Origin of the sequence: Lederbergia ruris (genome assembly GCF_018332955.1) — a bacterium.
Lineage (GTDB): Bacteria > Bacillota > Bacilli > Bacillales > Bacillaceae_C > Lederbergia > Lederbergia ruris.
This window is the reverse complement of sequence record NZ_BORB01000004.1, coordinates 102,324-120,978: the sequence shown is the minus strand read 5'-3', so window position 1 is coordinate 120,978 and position 18,655 is coordinate 102,324. Positions and strand designations below refer to the sequence as shown.

General features: G+C 38.9%; 9 protein-coding genes. 8 read left to right on the top strand and 1 reads right to left on the bottom strand.

Annotated features, from left to right (window positions below; translation table 11 throughout):
* Positions 1-48 precede the first annotated feature (48 nt).
* Positions 49-4,161, top strand: a complete 4,113-nt coding sequence (locus tag KI363_RS03730) for a carbohydrate-binding protein (RefSeq protein ID WP_212965544.1) — start codon at positions 49-51, stop codon at positions 4,159-4,161.
* Between the two features lie 98 nt (positions 4,162-4,259).
* Here the strand turns inward: KI363_RS03730 and KI363_RS03725 are convergent, their stop codons facing one another.
* Positions 4,260-5,105: a helix-turn-helix transcriptional regulator gene (locus KI363_RS03725; protein WP_212965543.1), complete on the bottom strand. Its 846-nt coding sequence runs from the start codon at positions 5,103-5,105 to the stop codon at positions 4,260-4,262.
* 145 nt (positions 5,106-5,250) lie between these two features.
* Between KI363_RS03725 and KI363_RS03720 the strand changes: the two genes are divergently transcribed.
* From KI363_RS03720 to KI363_RS03690, 7 genes are all read left to right on the top strand, one after another.
* On the top strand, positions 5,251-6,768 hold the full coding sequence (locus tag KI363_RS03720) for a sulfatase family protein (RefSeq protein ID WP_212965542.1): 1,518 nt from the start codon (positions 5,251-5,253) through the stop codon (positions 6,766-6,768).
* 27 nt (positions 6,769-6,795) lie between these two features.
* Positions 6,796-8,217, top strand: coding sequence for a LamG-like jellyroll fold domain-containing protein (locus KI363_RS03715; RefSeq protein WP_212965541.1), 1,422 nt, complete (start codon positions 6,796-6,798; stop codon positions 8,215-8,217).
* A gap of 113 nt (positions 8,218-8,330) precedes the next feature.
* The gene (locus KI363_RS03710; protein WP_212965540.1) at positions 8,331-11,624 is read left to right on the top strand and encodes an FIMAH domain-containing protein; all 3,294 of its coding nucleotides are present in this window, start codon (positions 8,331-8,333) and stop codon (positions 11,622-11,624) included.
* Between the two features lie 115 nt (positions 11,625-11,739).
* Positions 11,740-13,515, top strand: a complete 1,776-nt coding sequence (locus tag KI363_RS03705; protein ID WP_212965539.1) for a glycoside hydrolase family 2 protein — start codon at positions 11,740-11,742, stop codon at positions 13,513-13,515.
* Between the two features lie 132 nt (positions 13,516-13,647).
* Positions 13,648-15,204, top strand: a complete 1,557-nt coding sequence (locus tag KI363_RS03700) for an arylsulfatase (RefSeq protein WP_212965538.1) — start codon at positions 13,648-13,650, stop codon at positions 15,202-15,204.
* A 71-nt stretch (positions 15,205-15,275) separates the two neighbouring features.
* A complete protein-coding gene (locus KI363_RS03695; RefSeq protein WP_212965537.1) occupies positions 15,276-16,718 on the top strand; it encodes a sulfatase family protein in 1,443 nt (480 codons plus the stop codon).
* 154 nt (positions 16,719-16,872) lie between these two features.
* Entirely contained in the window at positions 16,873-18,429 is a 1,557-nt protein-coding gene (locus KI363_RS03690; RefSeq protein WP_158322627.1) for a sulfatase family protein, read from the top strand.
* Positions 18,430-18,655 lie beyond the last annotated feature (226 nt).

Genomic DNA, 18,655 nt, shown 5'->3' with positions numbered 1-18,655 from the left:
AATGGACGTCTAAAGGATTCGAATATTAAGTAATGGGGGTTATTCACAATGCAGTTTGTACGTGCACTTCTCATATTAGGTGGATTGTTCCTATTCCCGAGCGTTTCATTTGCCTACAGTAACCCCTTTGATCTGCCAAATTCATGGGAATGGGATAATGGAGATTTTTATGGGGAAGGAGATCCTTACATATTAAAATATAATGGCACCTACTATCTCTATGTTAGTACTGTTGATGATAAAAGCGGTGTCAAGGCTTGGACTTCGGAAGATCTGATTAACTGGGAGTATGCTGGCCTTGTCACGGAGGAACCAAGTACAAAAGCAGCTTATGCGCCTGAAGTGACCTATTGGAATGGGGCCTTTTATATGTATACATCGCCAGGCGGCAATGGGCATTATGTCTATAAAAGCTCAAGCCCGTTAGGTCCTTTTGTAAAACAAACAGAAAACTTGGGAATGGGAATCGACGGTCACGTCTTTATTGATGACGATGGTCAATGGTATTTTTATGGTACGGGGTCTGATCGCATAAGTGCTTACAAAATGGAAGATCCCTATACCTTTGGTCCAGCCATAAACACAGGTGCGGAGATGGATGGATGGACAGAAGCTCCCACAGTCTTTAAAAGACATGGGCAATACTATATGACCTATGTGGGGAATCATGTTTGGAGCAAAGCTTATCGTATTAACTACGCGACAAGTGATTCTCCAACGAAAAACTTTAAAGAGAAATCACTACAGAATCCAATTCTTCTTAAAACGGAAGGTGAAAATGTTGGACTAGGACATAATGGCATTGTAAGAGGTCCTGATTTAGATTCTGAGTACATCGTGTATCACAGTCATGCGAATCCCGGTCGCTATTTTAATATGGATCGGATTGCATGGAACGGGGATAAGATGACGGTGCTAGGCCCCACCACATTTGAACAAGAAAATCCAGGCTTACCGGATTTTAGTGATCGTTTTAAACGAAAGGATATTGGCAATCAATGGTCAGAAGTTAATGGCGGTACTTGGTCGCTTCATGATCATGCCCTGGAACAAAAGTCAATCAATGACGCTTCATGGCATCGCCTCGTTACCACTTATGAGACAGAAAACAATTATACAGCTGAATTTAACATGACTTTAGTGAATAAAGGTGAAAGTACTAACCCCCGTTATGGAGCGGTATTTTCCTACCAAGACGAGGATAATTATGGAGTCGCTGTTTTAAGTGCAAATGAAAATCAATTAGAAACAAATTTTGTTGTTGATGGTGTTGAACAGGGTTGGAAGAAATCAGCACTTCCTACTGATTTTGATTATAAACAGTTACATCAAATTAGAGTTGAAAAGGAAGACTCCAAGTTTAACATATTCGTTGATGGAATGCATAAGCAAACAAGAGATGTAAGTTCATTAAATGGTGGGAAGATTGGGTACACAACAAGCGATGCACATGCCTCTTTTGGTTATATCGCAACAAGCAATAAAGTAAATGGAAGTAGTGTATTTGATTTCCACAAACCTTTGCCAGGTAAAATAGAGGCTGTTCATTATAATTCAGGTGGGGAAGGTATTGGCTATCACATTTCTGATGGTGAATTAAATCATACGTATCGGCAGGATGAAGTTGATACTCAGCCAAATTCTGAAGGTGGGTATAGTGTTAAGCTAGCGAAAAAAGATTGGCTGCAATATAACGTCAATGTAGAAGAGGAAGGTCAATATAGTATTAACTTAAGGGTTGCTACAGGAAAAAATGGAGCAAAAGTGCGAGTATCGCTTGATGACAAGACTGATTTGACCGGTATGGTTGATGTTCCAGATACCGGTGGTCAATGGCAAAACTTTATAATCGATCATGTTTCTTTACCAAAAGGAAATCACAAGCTGAAAATCGAAGTCACTCAGGGTTCATTATCTTTTGCTAGTTTTGAGATTAGTAAGTATAAGGATGCACCCATTCTTTTTGAGGATTTTAATGATGGGTTTGATTCCGGCTGGGATCGTTATGAAGGTAATTGGAGAGTGGATACCAATCAAGATTCCATAAGTGTATTTGATGGTTTTAAACCGATTCCCGGAGATATTCAAGCAGCGTATTACATCACGGGTGGGGAAGGCGTTGCCTATCATGATACGACTCCAGAAAATATTGGCGGTGTGCTAAGAGATGATGCCGTTGATATTCGCGATAAGCCAGGTGGTGGAACTGCAGTTGGATGGAATCAAACGGGTGAATGGTTAAAGTATAATGTCGATATTCAAGCTGAAGGAATCTACAATCTGGAAATGGAATACGGCACAACTTTCGAGGACGCCAAGGTAAGATTTTGGTTGGATGATAAAATTGATTTAACGGGCATAGTTGATGTTCCTGCAACAGAAGGTTGGAACGATTGGCAGATACTTAGGATGGAAAATGTCCAATTGCCAAAAGGAGAACATACGTTAAAGATAGAAATTGTGAAAGGGGAATTTGATATCTCTAAATTCCACTTTAGATCTTTTGACATCCACAAACCTATCCCTGGCACAATTGAAGCAGAAGATTATAATCTTGGTGGCGAAGGTGTCGCGTATCATGTTCATGTGGATTCAAATACCGATGGGGAATTTAGAGAAGACGGGGTAAACATTAAACCTGATCCGGAAGGCGGATATGCCATCCGCGATTTAAAAAAGGGAGAATGGATCAAATATAATGTAAACATATCTGAATCAGATAAATATGGACTTGATTTTATTGCCAATAATTCCGATGAAGATACGAAAATACGTATTTCGTTAGATGATGGAATAGATGTAGTGGAAAGCATAACCATTTCCGTTACGGATAAAGAAAAGGATTGGGAGAATATTTCTATTTCCGATTTAGATTTACCGCAAGGAAAACATACGCTCAAGATTGAAGTGATCGATGGCGAATTATCTTTTACAAAAATGATTTTCCATACATTTGATAGTGCTAACTCCTTGCCGGGAAAAGTGATGGCCGTCGATTATATGACTGGTGGTGAAGGTGTAGCCTATCATGATAAAACCCCGAGAAATATCGGAGGCAAATATCGGTATGATGGCGTGGATATTCGCAATCATCCGGATGGCACGTTTAATATTGGGTGGAATCAAACCGATGAATGGTATAAATATAATGTTGATATTGCCAAAAGTGGTGACTATGTATTAGATATAAATGTCGCAACTAAACAACAGGGTGGTCAAGTAAGATTGTGGTTAGATGATAAAATAGATCTCACGGGAGTAATCGATATTCCACGAACAGGGGAATGGGATGATTGGTCTAGTGTAATAAAAGAAAACATTTCATTACCTAGCGGAAAGCACACGATTAAGGTAGAAACGGTGAAGGGTGAGTTTGATTTTCACCATTTCAGTTTTATTGAACAAGATCAGTATCAACCAATTGACCAAGAAGGAGTTTATCGTTCAGGGGCCGGAACATTTGGAAAGTCAGTGATTGGGGATAGTGCATGGCATAATTATGTGGTTGAAGCGGATGTTCAGGTTGTGGATGGAAAAGGGGATGGCGGTATCCTATTCAGGGTAAATAATCCTGCCCATGGAAAAGAACTGAACCACAATAATGCCGATATGTTACAAGGATATGTCGCCTATATTAATAAAGATGGCGTTCATCTCGGTAAATTTAACTACAATTGGACCTACCTGACAGGGGCCAAACTTGATGATCCAATCGATGAATGGCAGCATATTAAAGTAGTTGCAAGCGGAACGAATATCAAGATATATGTAGGAGACATGGACAAGCCAAAAATTGATTACGATGATCATAGTGCTACCGCGTTTATCCACGGTAAGGTTGGTGTTAGAAGTGTCTTTAGTGATACAAAATACGATAATATTTTTGTGCGCCCTTTAGAACCAAGTACGAATGATATACTATCAATCCTTACGGAGCATCAAGGAGATTTAGCAGAAAAAGATTATCGATCACTTAAAGTTCATTTGACAGCAGTTGGACAATTTGAGAAAAAAGGAGCGGCTAAAAAGGTAATCAAACATATGGAAAGCTTCAGTCAATTGCTTGATTATCAGCTAGAAAATGATTTGATTTCTAATGAGCTGTACGGGGTTTTAACGACTACTACCAACTCGCTCATTGAGAATTGGAAAGGAAAATAAGAGGAGCTAAGTGGAAATTCCCCATGCAGGTAGTTTTCTAGCATGGGGAATTCTTATGTATAGATACCATTGGTTTCGAAGGGATTATGTCCTTACACTTATTCTTTTGCATGGTATCGATTTGGCGAAACACCATAATAATTTTTGAAAGCCCGAGAAAAAGAGTAAAGGTCTGAATAACCAAGAGAGAGCGCTATTTCGGTAATTGTATGTGTTCTCTCTAAAATTAATTCCACCGCTCGATTCATTTTTAAAGACAGAAGATAATTACTTGGTGTCACTCCGACCTCATTAACAAATGAATCAGCAAAGTAGGAGCGGTGAATACCAACGTATTTGGCTACGTCTTTTACGGAGATATTTTCTGCAAAGTGCATATTCATATATTCTTGACTTTTTTGCAGCCAATTTCTAGGTGTAGCAGGAGCGAGGTTTTTCTGTTTTGATTGAACAGAAAGGCTGTGAAATAGTTTATACATGATACTTAAGCCAAATAGATCATCATCTTCCTCATCCTTTTTAAAATGTGTAGCAAGTTCACTTAAAATTTCAATAATTTCCTCATTTATTATCCCTTTCACATGAGTGGAATAGTTCGTAATCCCAATCCGTTTTAAAAGTGGAATTGCTTGTCTCCCATCAAAGGCCAACCAGAACATCTGGAGTGGATGGTCAGGATTGGATGAATATTGGTGCGTTTGATTAGGGAGTAAGCAAAATATATCTCCTTGCTGAATGTTTTTATTCGTCTCGTTCTGATTAAACATTCCTTCACCATCTAGGATGAAGTGTACACTATAATATGTAATCATACGTGGCCCCATTTTATAATTCGACTTGGCCTTGTTACGCCCCGCTCTAATAGGCCAAAGCCCACCAGCCTTTTCCATTGGGGTTGGGGTATGAAACCAATGTTCCGCATATTCATGGGAAAATTCCTTCAAGTGTAACCCCTCCTTTCGAAAATCTAACAAATTGTTATCTATTCATCTAACAATATAACATTCAGGGTTTAAGAATTTTTGGCTATCTTAGAAACTAAGGTTTATTTTTATATCTATTATATTGTGACAACTGGAGGTCTAGCAAGTGGGAAAAGAAAAACAACCTAACATTCTGTTAATTTCAACAGATCAACAACATTGGAATACGATTCATGCATTAGGGAACGAAACGATACATACCCCGAACTTGGATCGATTGGTCAAGGAAGGGATTGCTTTCGAAAGGGCATATGTTACAAGTCCGGTTTGTTCTCCGAGTCGTTCCTCCATTATTACGGGGGAATACCCTTCGAGACATAAATGCTGGAATATAGGTGTTGAATTAGATGAAAATAGAACAACTATGGGTCAGTTAATGGTGGAACATGGATATACGACAGGGTTGTTTGGAAAGGCACATTTTAAGCCTGTATTAAAAGAGGGTAGTTTTGAAGCCCCACCACATATACATGATCGTGATTTTTGGAAAGAGTGGCAAGGTCCATACTATGGATTTGAAAAGGTCGCAATGGTTCACGGACATTCCGACGAAGATTCCTCCCATGGGATGCATTATGGAGCATGGCTAGTTGAACAGGGAATCGATCCTTCGAGGTATTTTGGTCCTGGTGGCGGACATCGTGAAGGGTCTTGGGATTTACCGGAGGAATATCATTATACTCGCTGGACAGCGGATCAGACGATGGACTTTATTGAGAATAAAGAGGCTGATAAGCCATTTTTAGCTTGGTGTAGTTTTCAGGATCCTCATAACGCCTTTTTATGTCCAGAACCATGGAATAGTATGTATGATCCTGATCAAATGCCTCCATTTATTGAAAAAGAGGGAGAAATGGCTGATAAGCCACTGATTCATCAATATCTCTTGGAAGATCGGATGAATGAACTGGATATTAATGTGACATCAGATCCTGGTCATAATACGGGGGGAGTCCAGTGTTTAGGCCATACGAACAAAAAACTTGGTTATGATAGAGCTAGGAAATGGCTTGCCTCTTATTATGGAATGATTAGCCTAATAGATCACCATATTGGACGTATTTTAGATAGATTGGATGAGTTAGGTTTGGCCGAAGAAACATTAATTGTTTTTACTTCTGACCATGGTGACTATGCCGGTAATCATGGTTTTTGGCTAAAAGGCCCGATCCATTATGATGACATTTTACGTGTGCCGTTTCTCGTTCGTTGGAAAGGGGAGTTTTCGGAAGGGAAAAGGACAAATTCTTTAATGAGTTTGGTGGATTTAGCACCAACATTTCTAGAGGTTGCTGGAATAGAAAAATATCCTTCCATGCAGGGAACTAGTCAATTAAAAACGCTGTATCAACCTGATCAAGCAACACGAGATTGGTGTTTAGTTGAAAATCGTGCAGAACCTAGCTTTTATGTAAAAACACTTGTAACAGATCGATATAAGCTAAATTATTTTCTTGATCGAGAAGAGGGCGAACTTTACGATCTTAAAGAAGATCCAAATGAATTTGTTAATTTGTATAACGAAGAGGGCTATGCAGAGGTTAAGTTGAAAATGTTTAAAAAGTTAGTGGACATCTACGGTGAGCTGGAAAATCCGATTCCTCCTAGACAAAGCTTTGCATAAATACCATATAAAAAGGAGAGTTGTATGATGGCTAAGGAATCAGCAGCCTATTTAATTGCCTATTTCAGATCAGGACCTATGCAAACCGATAAAAGCGAAAAGCTCCACTATGCATATAGCCGTGATGGCTTACATTGGTATGAACTTAATCAAAATCATGCCGTTTGGTCGCCATCGATCGGAGAAGGAATATTACGGGATCCTTTTATTAACAAAGGGAAAGATGGATTCTGGCATATGGTCTTTACCATTCGTCCAAAAGGGAAATTATTAGGATATGCTAAGTCAAAAGACTTAATAACATGGGAAGATGAAAAGGCGATCGAGGTTATGGCTGACTATCATCAGGTTCAAAATTCATGGGCACCGGAATTTAATTACGACCCAGAAAAAGAGGATTATATTCTCTATTGGGCTTCTAGTGTTGGAGATGATATGAGTCATAATAAACATTATTACTGTCGCACATCGGACTGGGATACTTTTTCTGAAACAAAGCTATTTTTTGATCCTGGTTTTCAAACGATTGATGCCAGTATTGAGCAATGGAACGGAATAAACTATATGTTTGTAAAGGACGAAAGCGCCGTCTATGATCCCAAGAAGCGTTCCCAGCCAATTGCTAATAAGCTTGCTGTATCATCCGATTTAAGCGGTCCATATGAGGTGATCAGTGATTTTATTACCCCGGATTATACGGAAGGACCCGAAATATTAAAGATTCGGAATGAGCAAAAGTGGTATCTGATTTATGATTATTGGAAATATGGGAGATTCGGGATCAAGGAATCTACCAATCTTGTAGATTGGTCTGATGAGCTTGATCGTGAACAGTGTCGTTTTCCTCATCAGATTCGCCATGCGACGGTCTTTTCTTTAGAGGAAGATGAGCTATTTCAGTTAATGAATCAGTTTTCTTTGGAGGCTTACTACCCGACCACATTCCATAGTTATGTATCTTTGGCTTCTCATGCAAGTAGTGGCTTTATGCATGATGAGTTTTATATGCGTTCGATATCAATGTGGTTTAAAGCTAATACCACAGTTGGAACCCAGGTTCTATATGATGAAGGGGGAGACGATAGCGGCTTAGGGATCCGAATCAAAGATGGGAAATTGGAAACAGCTGTCCGAAATAAAGGGAACCAAATAAATGCTTCCGCAGGATTGATAGAAACAAATCAATGGCATCACGCAACCGCCGTATTTAATGAAGGCACTTTAAAATTATACGTAGACGGTATTTTGATTGAGACAAAAACTTTTGATTCCCCGTTAATCGAAAGTCACTTCAATCCAGGAGGACTTGGCGCTCGATTTGGTGTAGATGCCTTTGGAGAGTCCGACGGTAAAGCTAAATTTAATGGGGTATTTCGGGACTGTAGGATTTATACAGTGCCATTACAAGAGGAAGATGTAGATTATCTGTTTCGGGCTGAGCAAAGGTAGATTGATATCTGAGGTGTGAATTCGAACTCTAAAGGAATTAAAGGAGGTGATTGCAAACTACTGGCTTTAATATGTTCAAAATCCAAAAAAGGGGTAGGTGAATGGGAACTTTGATGAAAAATAGGATTTTTTATCAGTTCTTTATCGGATCAATTGGCTTGATAGCGATCCTAAGCATCATGATTATCCCGCAAACAGTGTATGGTAAAGAGCAATCTAAAAAACTTAACAATAAGTTCGTAGTTGATTCAGGTCCCAACAAGGGAGAAAAGGTAAAGGTTTATGACGGAACAATTGAGAAATATAACGGTTATTATTATGTAATGGGAACAGGGTCGTTGGGAAATGTATATCGTTCCAAAGATATGATTCATTGGGAAAGTCCTTACGAATTCATTTCAAGTGACCCAAATACACTTCCTCCATATGCCGAAAATGATTACACCGAATTTGGGGCTTCAGATTTGTTTTTTCATAATGGTGTCATGTTTTACGGATTTAATAGTAGCAACCTAATGCACGGAGATCCTAGCTCTATGCATACGATCCCAGATTTCAGACATAGCTTTTGGGAAGAGAAATACGATATGGGGATCGATGTCCAATTTTTTGTTGCTCCGAATGGAGAGTTGCTTTATTTACGGAAGGTAAATCCATTTGAGGCAGATCCAAATACGGGAGAAGAAAGGTCCTTTGATGCGAGTGCCTGGATGTGGAAGGTTGAATCTTTCTTTAATGAAAGAGGGAATCCTGGACGAAGTACTGGAAAGGAATTAATTCATACCCAGAAAGGGCATTGGGCGAGCTTTGATAAGTTTAATTTTGAAGGACCAGAAATGTATTATCAAAATGGTCAGTATTATTTACTCTATATGGGTAACAATATGGCACCAAGAACCGGACTCTATGAGACTGGGGTAGCACAAGCTGATCATTATAATCATTTTGATAACAGCACAAAATATCCCGGAAAATTGATTGCACGTAATTTAGAACGAATGCTTCTGGATTATGATGTAATTTTACCAACAGCGGAACACGGTTGGCAAAATTATCAGTATACATTTACCGAACCAGAAGGAGATTGGAAAAAGGTGAATTATATTGCCTCTGATTGGAGTACTGGAAAAGGTGGATTCGGTTATCCTCTTACAGAGCGAGAGGTTTTAATCCCGAGCATTTATAATGATGAAAAAACGAAACAAAGCGAGATATGGGGTTCCCCAGAAGGACCGCAGAATTTATGGGTACGGCGAACTTTCCATCTTGAAAGTATCCCGGAAACAGTGGCTTTAAGACATCGCTTGGAGGGATATGGAAAAATCTATATCAACGGCCAGGAGATTCATCAACAGCAAGGTCAACAACGTAGCTACGAAATGGTAGAAGTGCCGGATACAGTACTTCAAAAGGGTGAGAACGTTATCACCGCTGAAGTGAGCACAAATGGCTCAAAGCTCAATTTTTATCATCTCGATTTTGGATTATATGACACGAATGGGCAAGCGGTTGAAGCAGATATTGTTGGTCCGACCCAACCAAATGTGATTAAAGGACCTAATGGTTTTGAGACATGGGTGACTTACAAAGGATTATGGGATGGCGACAATGGTCAAGGGAAAGATCGTGTTTACCTCTGGGGTGATGAAATGGTTGTCGACGGACCGACCTCGGAAAATTCGCCTGATCAGCATTTTGATGCGTGGCAACCGACGTTTAATGATCGATTTGATACAAGCGATAGCTTAGACAATTATAGCGATAGTCAAGGTGTTTCAATTAAAAATGATTCACTGTATTTCAACACTCCTAACAAATTAAAAGAGATTCTGTTAAAGGATTACAAGCTCAAGAATTTCTTTTTAGAAATCAATATTCGCTTTGATGATAAGGATAGCGGTAATCAAGGTCGTGCAGGTGTTACCGTTTGGCACAAGGATAAAAATAACTTTGTCCGCCTTTTCATTGATCGAGATGACCTTACCTATATTGTCTCTTCCACCATAAATGGGGAAACTACCACAGAAGAGCATCCATTACCTGAAACCTTTGAATTTCTCCATAAGGATGATCGAGCAAAGGATTTTGGTGAACAATACCATCCACTGAAGGTTTATAAAAATGGATCTAAATTGTTTGCTGAATTGGATCATTACAAGTTAAATAACGATAAACCAGTGCTTGAACTGGAGGAAATGTCCACTCCTGGAAAAGTTGGTCTGGTGTGCAATGGGGCTAAGTGCAGCATGGATAACTTGAGTCTTACTGTAGGGTGGAGTGAATATGGAAACTATTTTAACGATTGGAATAAGGACTGGAAAGTTTCGAACAAAGGAATAACATCTCCATCTAAGGCTGAATCCCTAACAGTGAAGGGTGACCCAATGCGGGAGCATGAATTTTCGGTGAATATCGATACGGGATCACTACCAAAATCGGGAAAGACTGGCGTTATTTTAGAGTATGTCGATGACCAAAATTATGTTGTAGCATATACGAATTATGCTACGAATCAGTTTGAAATTCATCAAGTAGTGAATGGGAAAGCTGAACTGCTAGAGACAGCATCAACTGCACGCGATACGATCTATGGTCATTCTAATTTCGACGAGGGATTAGAGCAAACAGAATATGTATATGATTTGCGAGCACCCGCTGAAGTTTCGCAAGCTAAAATTTTGTGGTTGCATGGAAAGTTTGAATTGATCAATTGGATTGACGAATTTTATACATTACCGGATGTCGATTCACAAAATTTCGGAATGGACAACTGGAATGCAACTGAAGATAAATGGAGTCCAATAGAATATGTCTATGATGGGAAAGGACGAGGAGATTATCATGTTGCGAGTTTCAATAACACACTCATGACTGATAGGATCCGTTTAAAAGTACCGTCTACAAGTAACCGCCCATTTTCCTTGGCGCTACGTGAGGAAATTAGTGCACAGAACTTCTATAAGACTGTGCGTACAGATGGCCGAATCTATCTGTGGGTCAATAATAAATTGATTTTTGATATAAAGGATCCATTCAAAAATAGACCTGCACGAGTTGGATTCTATACCGATGGTGCGGAAGCGACATATAACTCTTTTACCGGGTTTGATATTTCGGTTCACCCACATGATTGGAAGGAAGATATTAATACATCTGACATGCTTTCAACACTTGAAAGTCATCAGGAAGATCTATCTGAACAAGTCTATCGGGCTTTGTCCACCCATTTAATCTCAGTTGGCCATTATGAAAAGCAACAGAATGCTAAGAAAATTGTCAAACACATGGAAGGCTTTAAACAATTAATTAATCATCAGAAGGATAATCAATTTATTTCAAAAAAGCTTCATGGAATATTGGAGGCGGATGCAGACTCCATCATATTAAAGTGGCAAGGTGAAAAGTAATGCTAGTGGGACCATTCCATGTGGCGCGAGGCTTTCTAGCATTAGTATTAATACAAAGTATTTATGGATATTGGAAGATCGTTCGGCATTCTAAAATTAAAGGAGAGCAATGTAGATGACAACGACTGTAAAAACATATCAAAGAACAGAATATCCGAGACCGCAATTTCAGCGTCAATCTTGGATGAATTTAAATGGGACATGGAAATTTGCCTTTGATGATCATAATATCGGGGAAAAAGGATCGTGGTATGAGAAACCTTCATTTTCTACAGAGATACAAGTTCCTTTTACGTATGAAACAAAGGCCAGTGGAATTGGAGAGGAGACGTTTCATCCATATATTTGGTATCAAAGAACATTTGAAATTCCAAAAGAGGAAATTGGAAAGAGAGCGATCCTGCGTTTTCAAGCTTCTGATTATCTAACAAAAGTATGGGTGAATGGTATTTTTATCGGTCAGCACAAAGGGGGATATGCTGCGTTCTCTTTTGATATTAGCCATGCTACAGACAATACAAAGGAAAATGAATTAGTTGTTAAAGTAGAAGATAGCCAAAGCTGTTATCAGCCTCGGGGAAAACAGCGGTGGATGGATCAAAACTTTGGTTGCTGGTATGTGCAAAATACGGGTATTTGGCAAACTGTTTGGTTGGAATTTTTAAATGAAGAAAGTATTGAAAGCGTAAAGATGACACCGAATATTGATACAAACTCCGTAGTTTTTGACTATAAACTACATGGAGAATTGCCGGAAGATACTAGACTTGAGACAACTGTTACATTTTCGGGAAAAAGGGTTAAGCAATTTTCTATTAATCCTGATCGTTCGGATATCCATTTTGAAGTAGATCTTACTTCGGAAATACATCACTGGAAGGTTTACCATTGGACACCGCAAAATCCGAATTTGTACGATGTTCAATTTCGTTTGTATGTGGAAGGTAAACTTGTTGATGAAGTAGATTCCTATTTTGGGATGAGGAAAATTTCGATTAAAAATGGGCAGGTTTTGCTAAATAATGTGCCAATCTACCAAAAGCTGTTATTAGATCAAGGTTATTGGACAGATACAATGCTCACTCCCCCATCAGATGAAGCGATGCTTGAAGATATTGAAAAAACCCTTCAGATGGGCTTTAACGGTGTTCGAAAGCACCAAAAAATTGAAGATGAAAGATTTTTATATTGGTGTGATAAAAAGGGATTATTGGTATGGTCTGAGATGGCTTCCACATTCGACTTTTCAGATGAAGCAGTTGATAACTTTACAACAGAATGGCTAGAAATTGTACAACAGCATTATAATCATCCTTCGATCATTACGTGGGTTCCGTTTAATGAATCTTGGGGAATCCGAAATGTCCTTACAGATAAAAAGCAACAACAATTCACCGAATCTATCTATCATCTAACAAAATCAATTGATTCTGAACGTCCAGTTATTGTGAATGATGGGTGGGAACATACAATTTCCGATATTATCGGCTTGCATGATTATGAAGAATTTGGAAAAGTCTTCTACGAGCGCTATAAAGATAAGGATCGAATTCTTAACAATGAAATTACTGCTAATCATCATAAGTATGCAATGGCTGAAGGATATGAATATAAAGGCCAGCCTGTCATGATCACGGAATATGGCGGAATTGCTTTCAATGACGAACGTGGTTGGGGATACGGGAATCAAGTAGATTCTGAGGAAGCCTTCCTAATGCGTTACGAAGAAATGACTGAGGCAATTAAAGCGATTCCTTATATAACGGGATATTGCTATACACAAACAACCGATGTTCAACAGGAAATCAATGGATTATTAAAAGAAGATCGAACACCTAAGATTGCATTAGATAAGATTAAAAAAATTAATGATTCATTCAGACCAAGATAGTCATTTAGAAGAGGAGTGAAAGAGGGGATTGGCAGTAGCAATCCCACTCTTTTATTTCAAGACATTTCGTTGACTTGTTTAGAAAACAATGGGCGTCAACAAAGAACAGAGAAACATTTGGAGGGATAAAACATGTCTGAGAAAAAACCAAATATCGTATTAATTTTAGCCGATGATTTAGGATTTTCTGATCTAGGAAGTTTCGGAAGTGAGATCCAAACCCCAAACTTAGACCAACTTGCTAAGGGCGGCTTGCGGTTAACGCAGTTTTATAATTCAGCACGTTGTTGCCCAAGTCGGGCATCGTTATTAACTGGGGTATACCCACATCAAGCTGGTGTAGGGCATATGACAGAAGACCATGAGATTCCGGGTTATCGTGGATTCTTAAAGGATCAATGTGTGACGATTGCCGAAGTGTTAAAGGAAAGTGGATATCATACGTATCTATCAGGAAAATGGCATGTCGGGGAAAAGGGACCAGTAGAACGTGGTTTCGATGATTTCTATGGCATTTTAGGTGGATTTACAAGTTTCTGGGATCAAAAAGATTATTCTCGCCTACCTAAAGATCGTCCAACAAGACATTATGAAGAGGGAGAATTTTACGCAACAGATGCGATTACGGACTATGCTCTAGATTTTCTGAAGGATTCGCGTTCTGATGATCAGCCTTATTTTCTCTATTTGTCCTACAATGCTCCTCATTTTCCCCTTCAGGCACCGGAAGAGGAGATTGCCAAGTATGAGAAGGTTTACGAAAAGGGCTGGGATCGAATTCGAGAAGATCGGTTAGAAAGAATGAAAAAGCTTGAGATTGTTGGAGAAGATACACCACTAACGCCTCGATCAGAATATTGGAATCGGGATAGGGACATCCGAGGTACAAATCCTGCATGGGACTCGATTGACCCGGATCGGCAGAAAGACTTAGCGAAGCGAATGGCCATTTATGCAGCGATGATTGATCGAATGGACCAAAATATCGGACGAGTTTTAGACGATTTGCGAGAAAATAGTGAACTAGAGAATACCTTGATTTTATTTTGTTCTGATAATGGAGCATGTGCCGAGTGGGATCCGTGGGGATTTGATAATTGGAAAACAACCTCCAATTTCTTACATCGTGAAGCAGATTTAGAAAAAATGGGGGGACCTGACTCGTACCATAGCTATGGCTCTGGTTGGGCTAATGCATGCAGCACACCCCTTCGGTTATATAAGCATTATGGCCACGAAGGTGGGATTAGTACTCCATTATTAGCGCATTGGCCAGAAACCATTAAACGTCAAGGTGAGATTGAACACCAGCCTGGTCACTTTATTGATATAATGGCAACCTTGGTTGATATTGCTAATGCCCCATACCCTGATCATTATAAAGGACAGCCAATTCTTCCAATGGAAGGGGAAAGTTTAGTCCCTATCTTTAAGGGGGAGGAAAGGCAAGAACGCACCTTTTGCTTTGAACATGAGCAACACTGCGGTGTACGAAAGGGTCCATGGAAACTATCGAAAGTCAAAGAGGGTGACTGGGAACTTTATAATATAGATAATGACCGGACCGAAATGCGGAATTTAAAAGACCAGTACCCAGCCCTCGTAACAGAATTAAAAGGAATTTGGAAAGAATGGGCAGAGAGGACAGATGTTTATCCACTTAGAGGCGTTAAGCAAAGGAAGAATTAGGTATTGTCATAACTTTTAATCTAAATGAACATGTTCATTTAACAGGGTTCAATGCATGGGGAGGAAGGAAGATGAAACAACCAAATATTCTTTGGATAACTACGGATCAACAACGTTTTGATACACTTGGGTGTTATGGAAATGAATTTGTAAATACACCAAATATTGATCGGTTAGCAAAAAGTGGCGTGTTATTCGAGCAATGCTATAGCAATAGTACAGTTTGTACCCCAAGTCGAGCAAGTTTTCTAACAGGCAGGTATCCGAGGACAAATCGTACTAGACAAAATGGACAATCAATTCCCGCTGATGAAGTTCTGGTTACAAAGTTGTTAGCGGATGCAGGGTACATATGTGGTTTAGCGGGTAAGTTACATATCTCTGCCTGTAACCCATCTGTTTCTACTGCTAGGGAGCCTCGGATTAATGACGGTTATACGGAATTTAATTGGTCCCATCATCCAAATCGAAATTGGCCCTCTGATGACTATCAACACTGGCTCACAGAGAAGGGTGTGAAGGTTAAAAAAAGAAAGGTCGAAGGTATGCCATATATCGAATATTGTCCTGATGAGGAGAATCATCAAACAACATGGTGTGCGCAAAAGGCAATCAATTTTATTAAAAACAATGCCGATTTTGAAAATCCATGGTTATTTTCGGTGAATATGTTTGATCCCCATCACCCATTTGACCCACCGGAAGATTATTTGAAGCGATATTTAGATATTCTCGATGAGATCCCTATGCCTAACTATAAAGAGAATGAATTAGAGGAAAAGACAATTTACCAACAAATTGATCATGAAAGGGCATATGGAATAAAGGGTTTATTTCCTGCTTCTAAAATGAGTGAAAAGGATCATAAATCTTTAAAGGCTGCTTACTGGGCGATGGTTGATTTAATTGATAAGCAGGTTGGTAGAATAATTGATGTCCTTGAAGAAACAGGGCAGTTAGAAAATACAATCATTATTTTTATGTCAGACCATGGAGAGATGCTAGGTGACCATGGCATTTATTTAAAGGGTCCTCACTTTTATGATCCAGCTGTTAACGTTCCATTCATCATTTCATGCCCAAGCAGAATACAAGGGAATAGACGAATGAATACGATGGTTGAGCTAGTGGATATCGCGCCAACATTGTTAGAGGCGATTGGACAACCGAATTATAAAGGTACGCAAGGAAAGTCTTTATGGGATTTATTAATAGGTTCAAATGAAGAAGGGCCTCATAGGAATGATGTCTATTGTGAATTTTACGATGATAGAAGAGGGGATGATCAACGAAGAATATCAGCGAATATGCTTCGGACAGAAAAGTTTAAACTTATTGTTTATTCAGGAATGGAACACGGAGAATTATATGATTTGGAAAAAGACCCGAATGAATCATCAAACCTCTGGAATGACATACATTATCAGGCCATAAAAATGAAATTGTTTAAGCGGTTATACGATAGAATGATGGAGACAATGGATCCTTTACCTGAGAAAATAGCAGCTTGGTGATGACTAAATACTAGGTTAATCTTACTTATCCTTTTTGAGAAAAGATTGCAGTGACTAAGAAGTTATTTAACACATTCATTGTTTATAATAAATTCTATAAAGCTGATGGGGGAAGAGTGAGTAATATAAACGTTCCTTTTTGAGGAGGCAAACTATGAAGGGAAAACCGAACATTTTATTGATTCAAACAGATCAACAATCAGCAGAAACTTTAGAGATGTACGGAAATCCTATTGTAAAAACACCTAACCTTAAAGGTCTAGCTGAGGAAGGTGTGTTGTTTGAAAATGCCTTTTGTAATTATCCAGCATGCGTGCCATCTCGTTCTTCGATGATGTCGGGAAGGTATGCATCAACTATTCGTTCTCATGCTAACCACATGTTATTAAATCCACTTGAGGATTCGTTACCGAAACTCTTAAAAGACAATGGTTATCAAACTGCTTTAATCGGTAAAAATCATGTATTTATGGATGGAAATCAAGTGAACTTTTATTCGAAGGGTGAAGAAAAGCCTGATGTACTTCATGATGCGTTTGATTATGTGAAAGAGGGAAGGCATGGACATTTAGTGGATGGTTATAGAGAGGATCCCAAGGTACAACAGGCGCATCAATGGGCGCAAGATCATTGTTGGAACAGTCCTTTAGGCCATGGGGCAAATCCAGCTTCCTATAAGGATTGTGGGACACAGCTGCTCGGTAATGCAGCTATTGAATATTTGGATCACAATCGGCAATCTGATCAGCCATTTTTTATGTGGTTATCATTCCCGGATCCGCATACCCCTTATCAGGTACCTGAGCCCTATGCAAGTATGTATAATTTAGAAGATATCCCCTTGCCTCCTAAGGATGACTTGCAAAACAAACCTGAAAGACAAAGAGTGGCACATATTATGGATGCGATGGATAAAACAGACGATGACCTTATTAGGAGCGTCAAGGCGATCCATTACGGTATGATCAGTTTTATTGATGATAATGTAGGTAGGGTATTGAAAAAGTTGGAAGAACTGGGCTTAAGAGAAAATACTGTCATTTTATTTACCTCAGATCATGGCGATTCGATGGGAGCTCATGGATTAATCCAAAAGCATAATGCGTTTTATGACTCAATGATTAAAGTGCCTTTAATTGTTTCTTGGCCAGAAGTGATTCAATCAAAGACATGTAACCACTTAACTGAATTGGTTGATATTTTGCCTACTATTTTAGAATTATCGGAAATAGATGTTCCTCAAGGAGTGCAAGGAAAAAGCTTTACTCCTTATTTACTTGATCAAACATACATTCCAAGAGAGTTTGTCGTCATTGAAAGCGGAGAAAGTGGCGAACCTATAAGATTATCTGAGATTACGGTACGTCCAGAAACGCCATTTGATGAACGTTATTTTGTTTGGTGTGCTTACCGTGAAGCATTTATCGGAAAGGGGAAATGTATACGGACCCATAATTGGAAGTTAAATGTTTATACGAATGGTGATGGAGAATTATACGACCTTCAAAATGACCCGTATGAATTAAACAATTTATATGGTGATCCAAAGTATAAAGCTATCATGATAGATTTTGAGCGTAAATTACTTAGATGGTGCATGAAAAATGAAGATACACTGCCAATTAATAAAACAGTAAAGCTTAATTATAGAAGTACGTATGGAAGAAGAGAGACGAGCAAGGGAACTAGAAAGGATAAATTGAATTATTAGCCGGCTACGTAAGCAAATGCGTTGCATCAAAAAATAGGAACTTAGCGTGCCAATTTAATATTAAATTTTAAAAACGTTATATTGAATCCTAACAAATTGCTAATTGATAACCTAACAAATTAACATTCGTTCTACACGATATTTCAGTTACTCTAAACTAAGAAGGTTATAAAAAATAAAAATGTTAAGGGAGGTTTTTTGAGTATAAGATAGCCTCAAGAATAGG

Excerpts from the sequence above, each read along its gene's own strand:
- KI363_RS03730 (WP_212965544.1), top strand. The coding sequence starts at position 49 with ATGCAGTTTGTACGTGCACTTCTCATATTAGGTGGATTGTTCCTATTC.
- KI363_RS03715 (WP_212965541.1), top strand. The coding sequence starts at position 6,796 with ATGGCTAAGGAATCAGCAGCCTATTTAATTGCCTATTTCAGATCAGGA.
- KI363_RS03710 (WP_212965540.1), top strand. The coding sequence starts at position 8,331 with ATGAAAAATAGGATTTTTTATCAGTTCTTTATCGGATCAATTGGCTTG.
- KI363_RS03705 (WP_212965539.1), top strand. The coding sequence starts at position 11,740 with ATGACAACGACTGTAAAAACATATCAAAGAACAGAATATCCGAGACCG.
- KI363_RS03700 (WP_212965538.1), top strand. The coding sequence starts at position 13,648 with ATGTCTGAGAAAAAACCAAATATCGTATTAATTTTAGCCGATGATTTA.
- KI363_RS03695 (WP_212965537.1), top strand. The coding sequence starts at position 15,276 with ATGAAACAACCAAATATTCTTTGGATAACTACGGATCAACAACGTTTT.
- KI363_RS03690 (WP_158322627.1), top strand. The coding sequence starts at position 16,873 with ATGAAGGGAAAACCGAACATTTTATTGATTCAAACAGATCAACAATCA.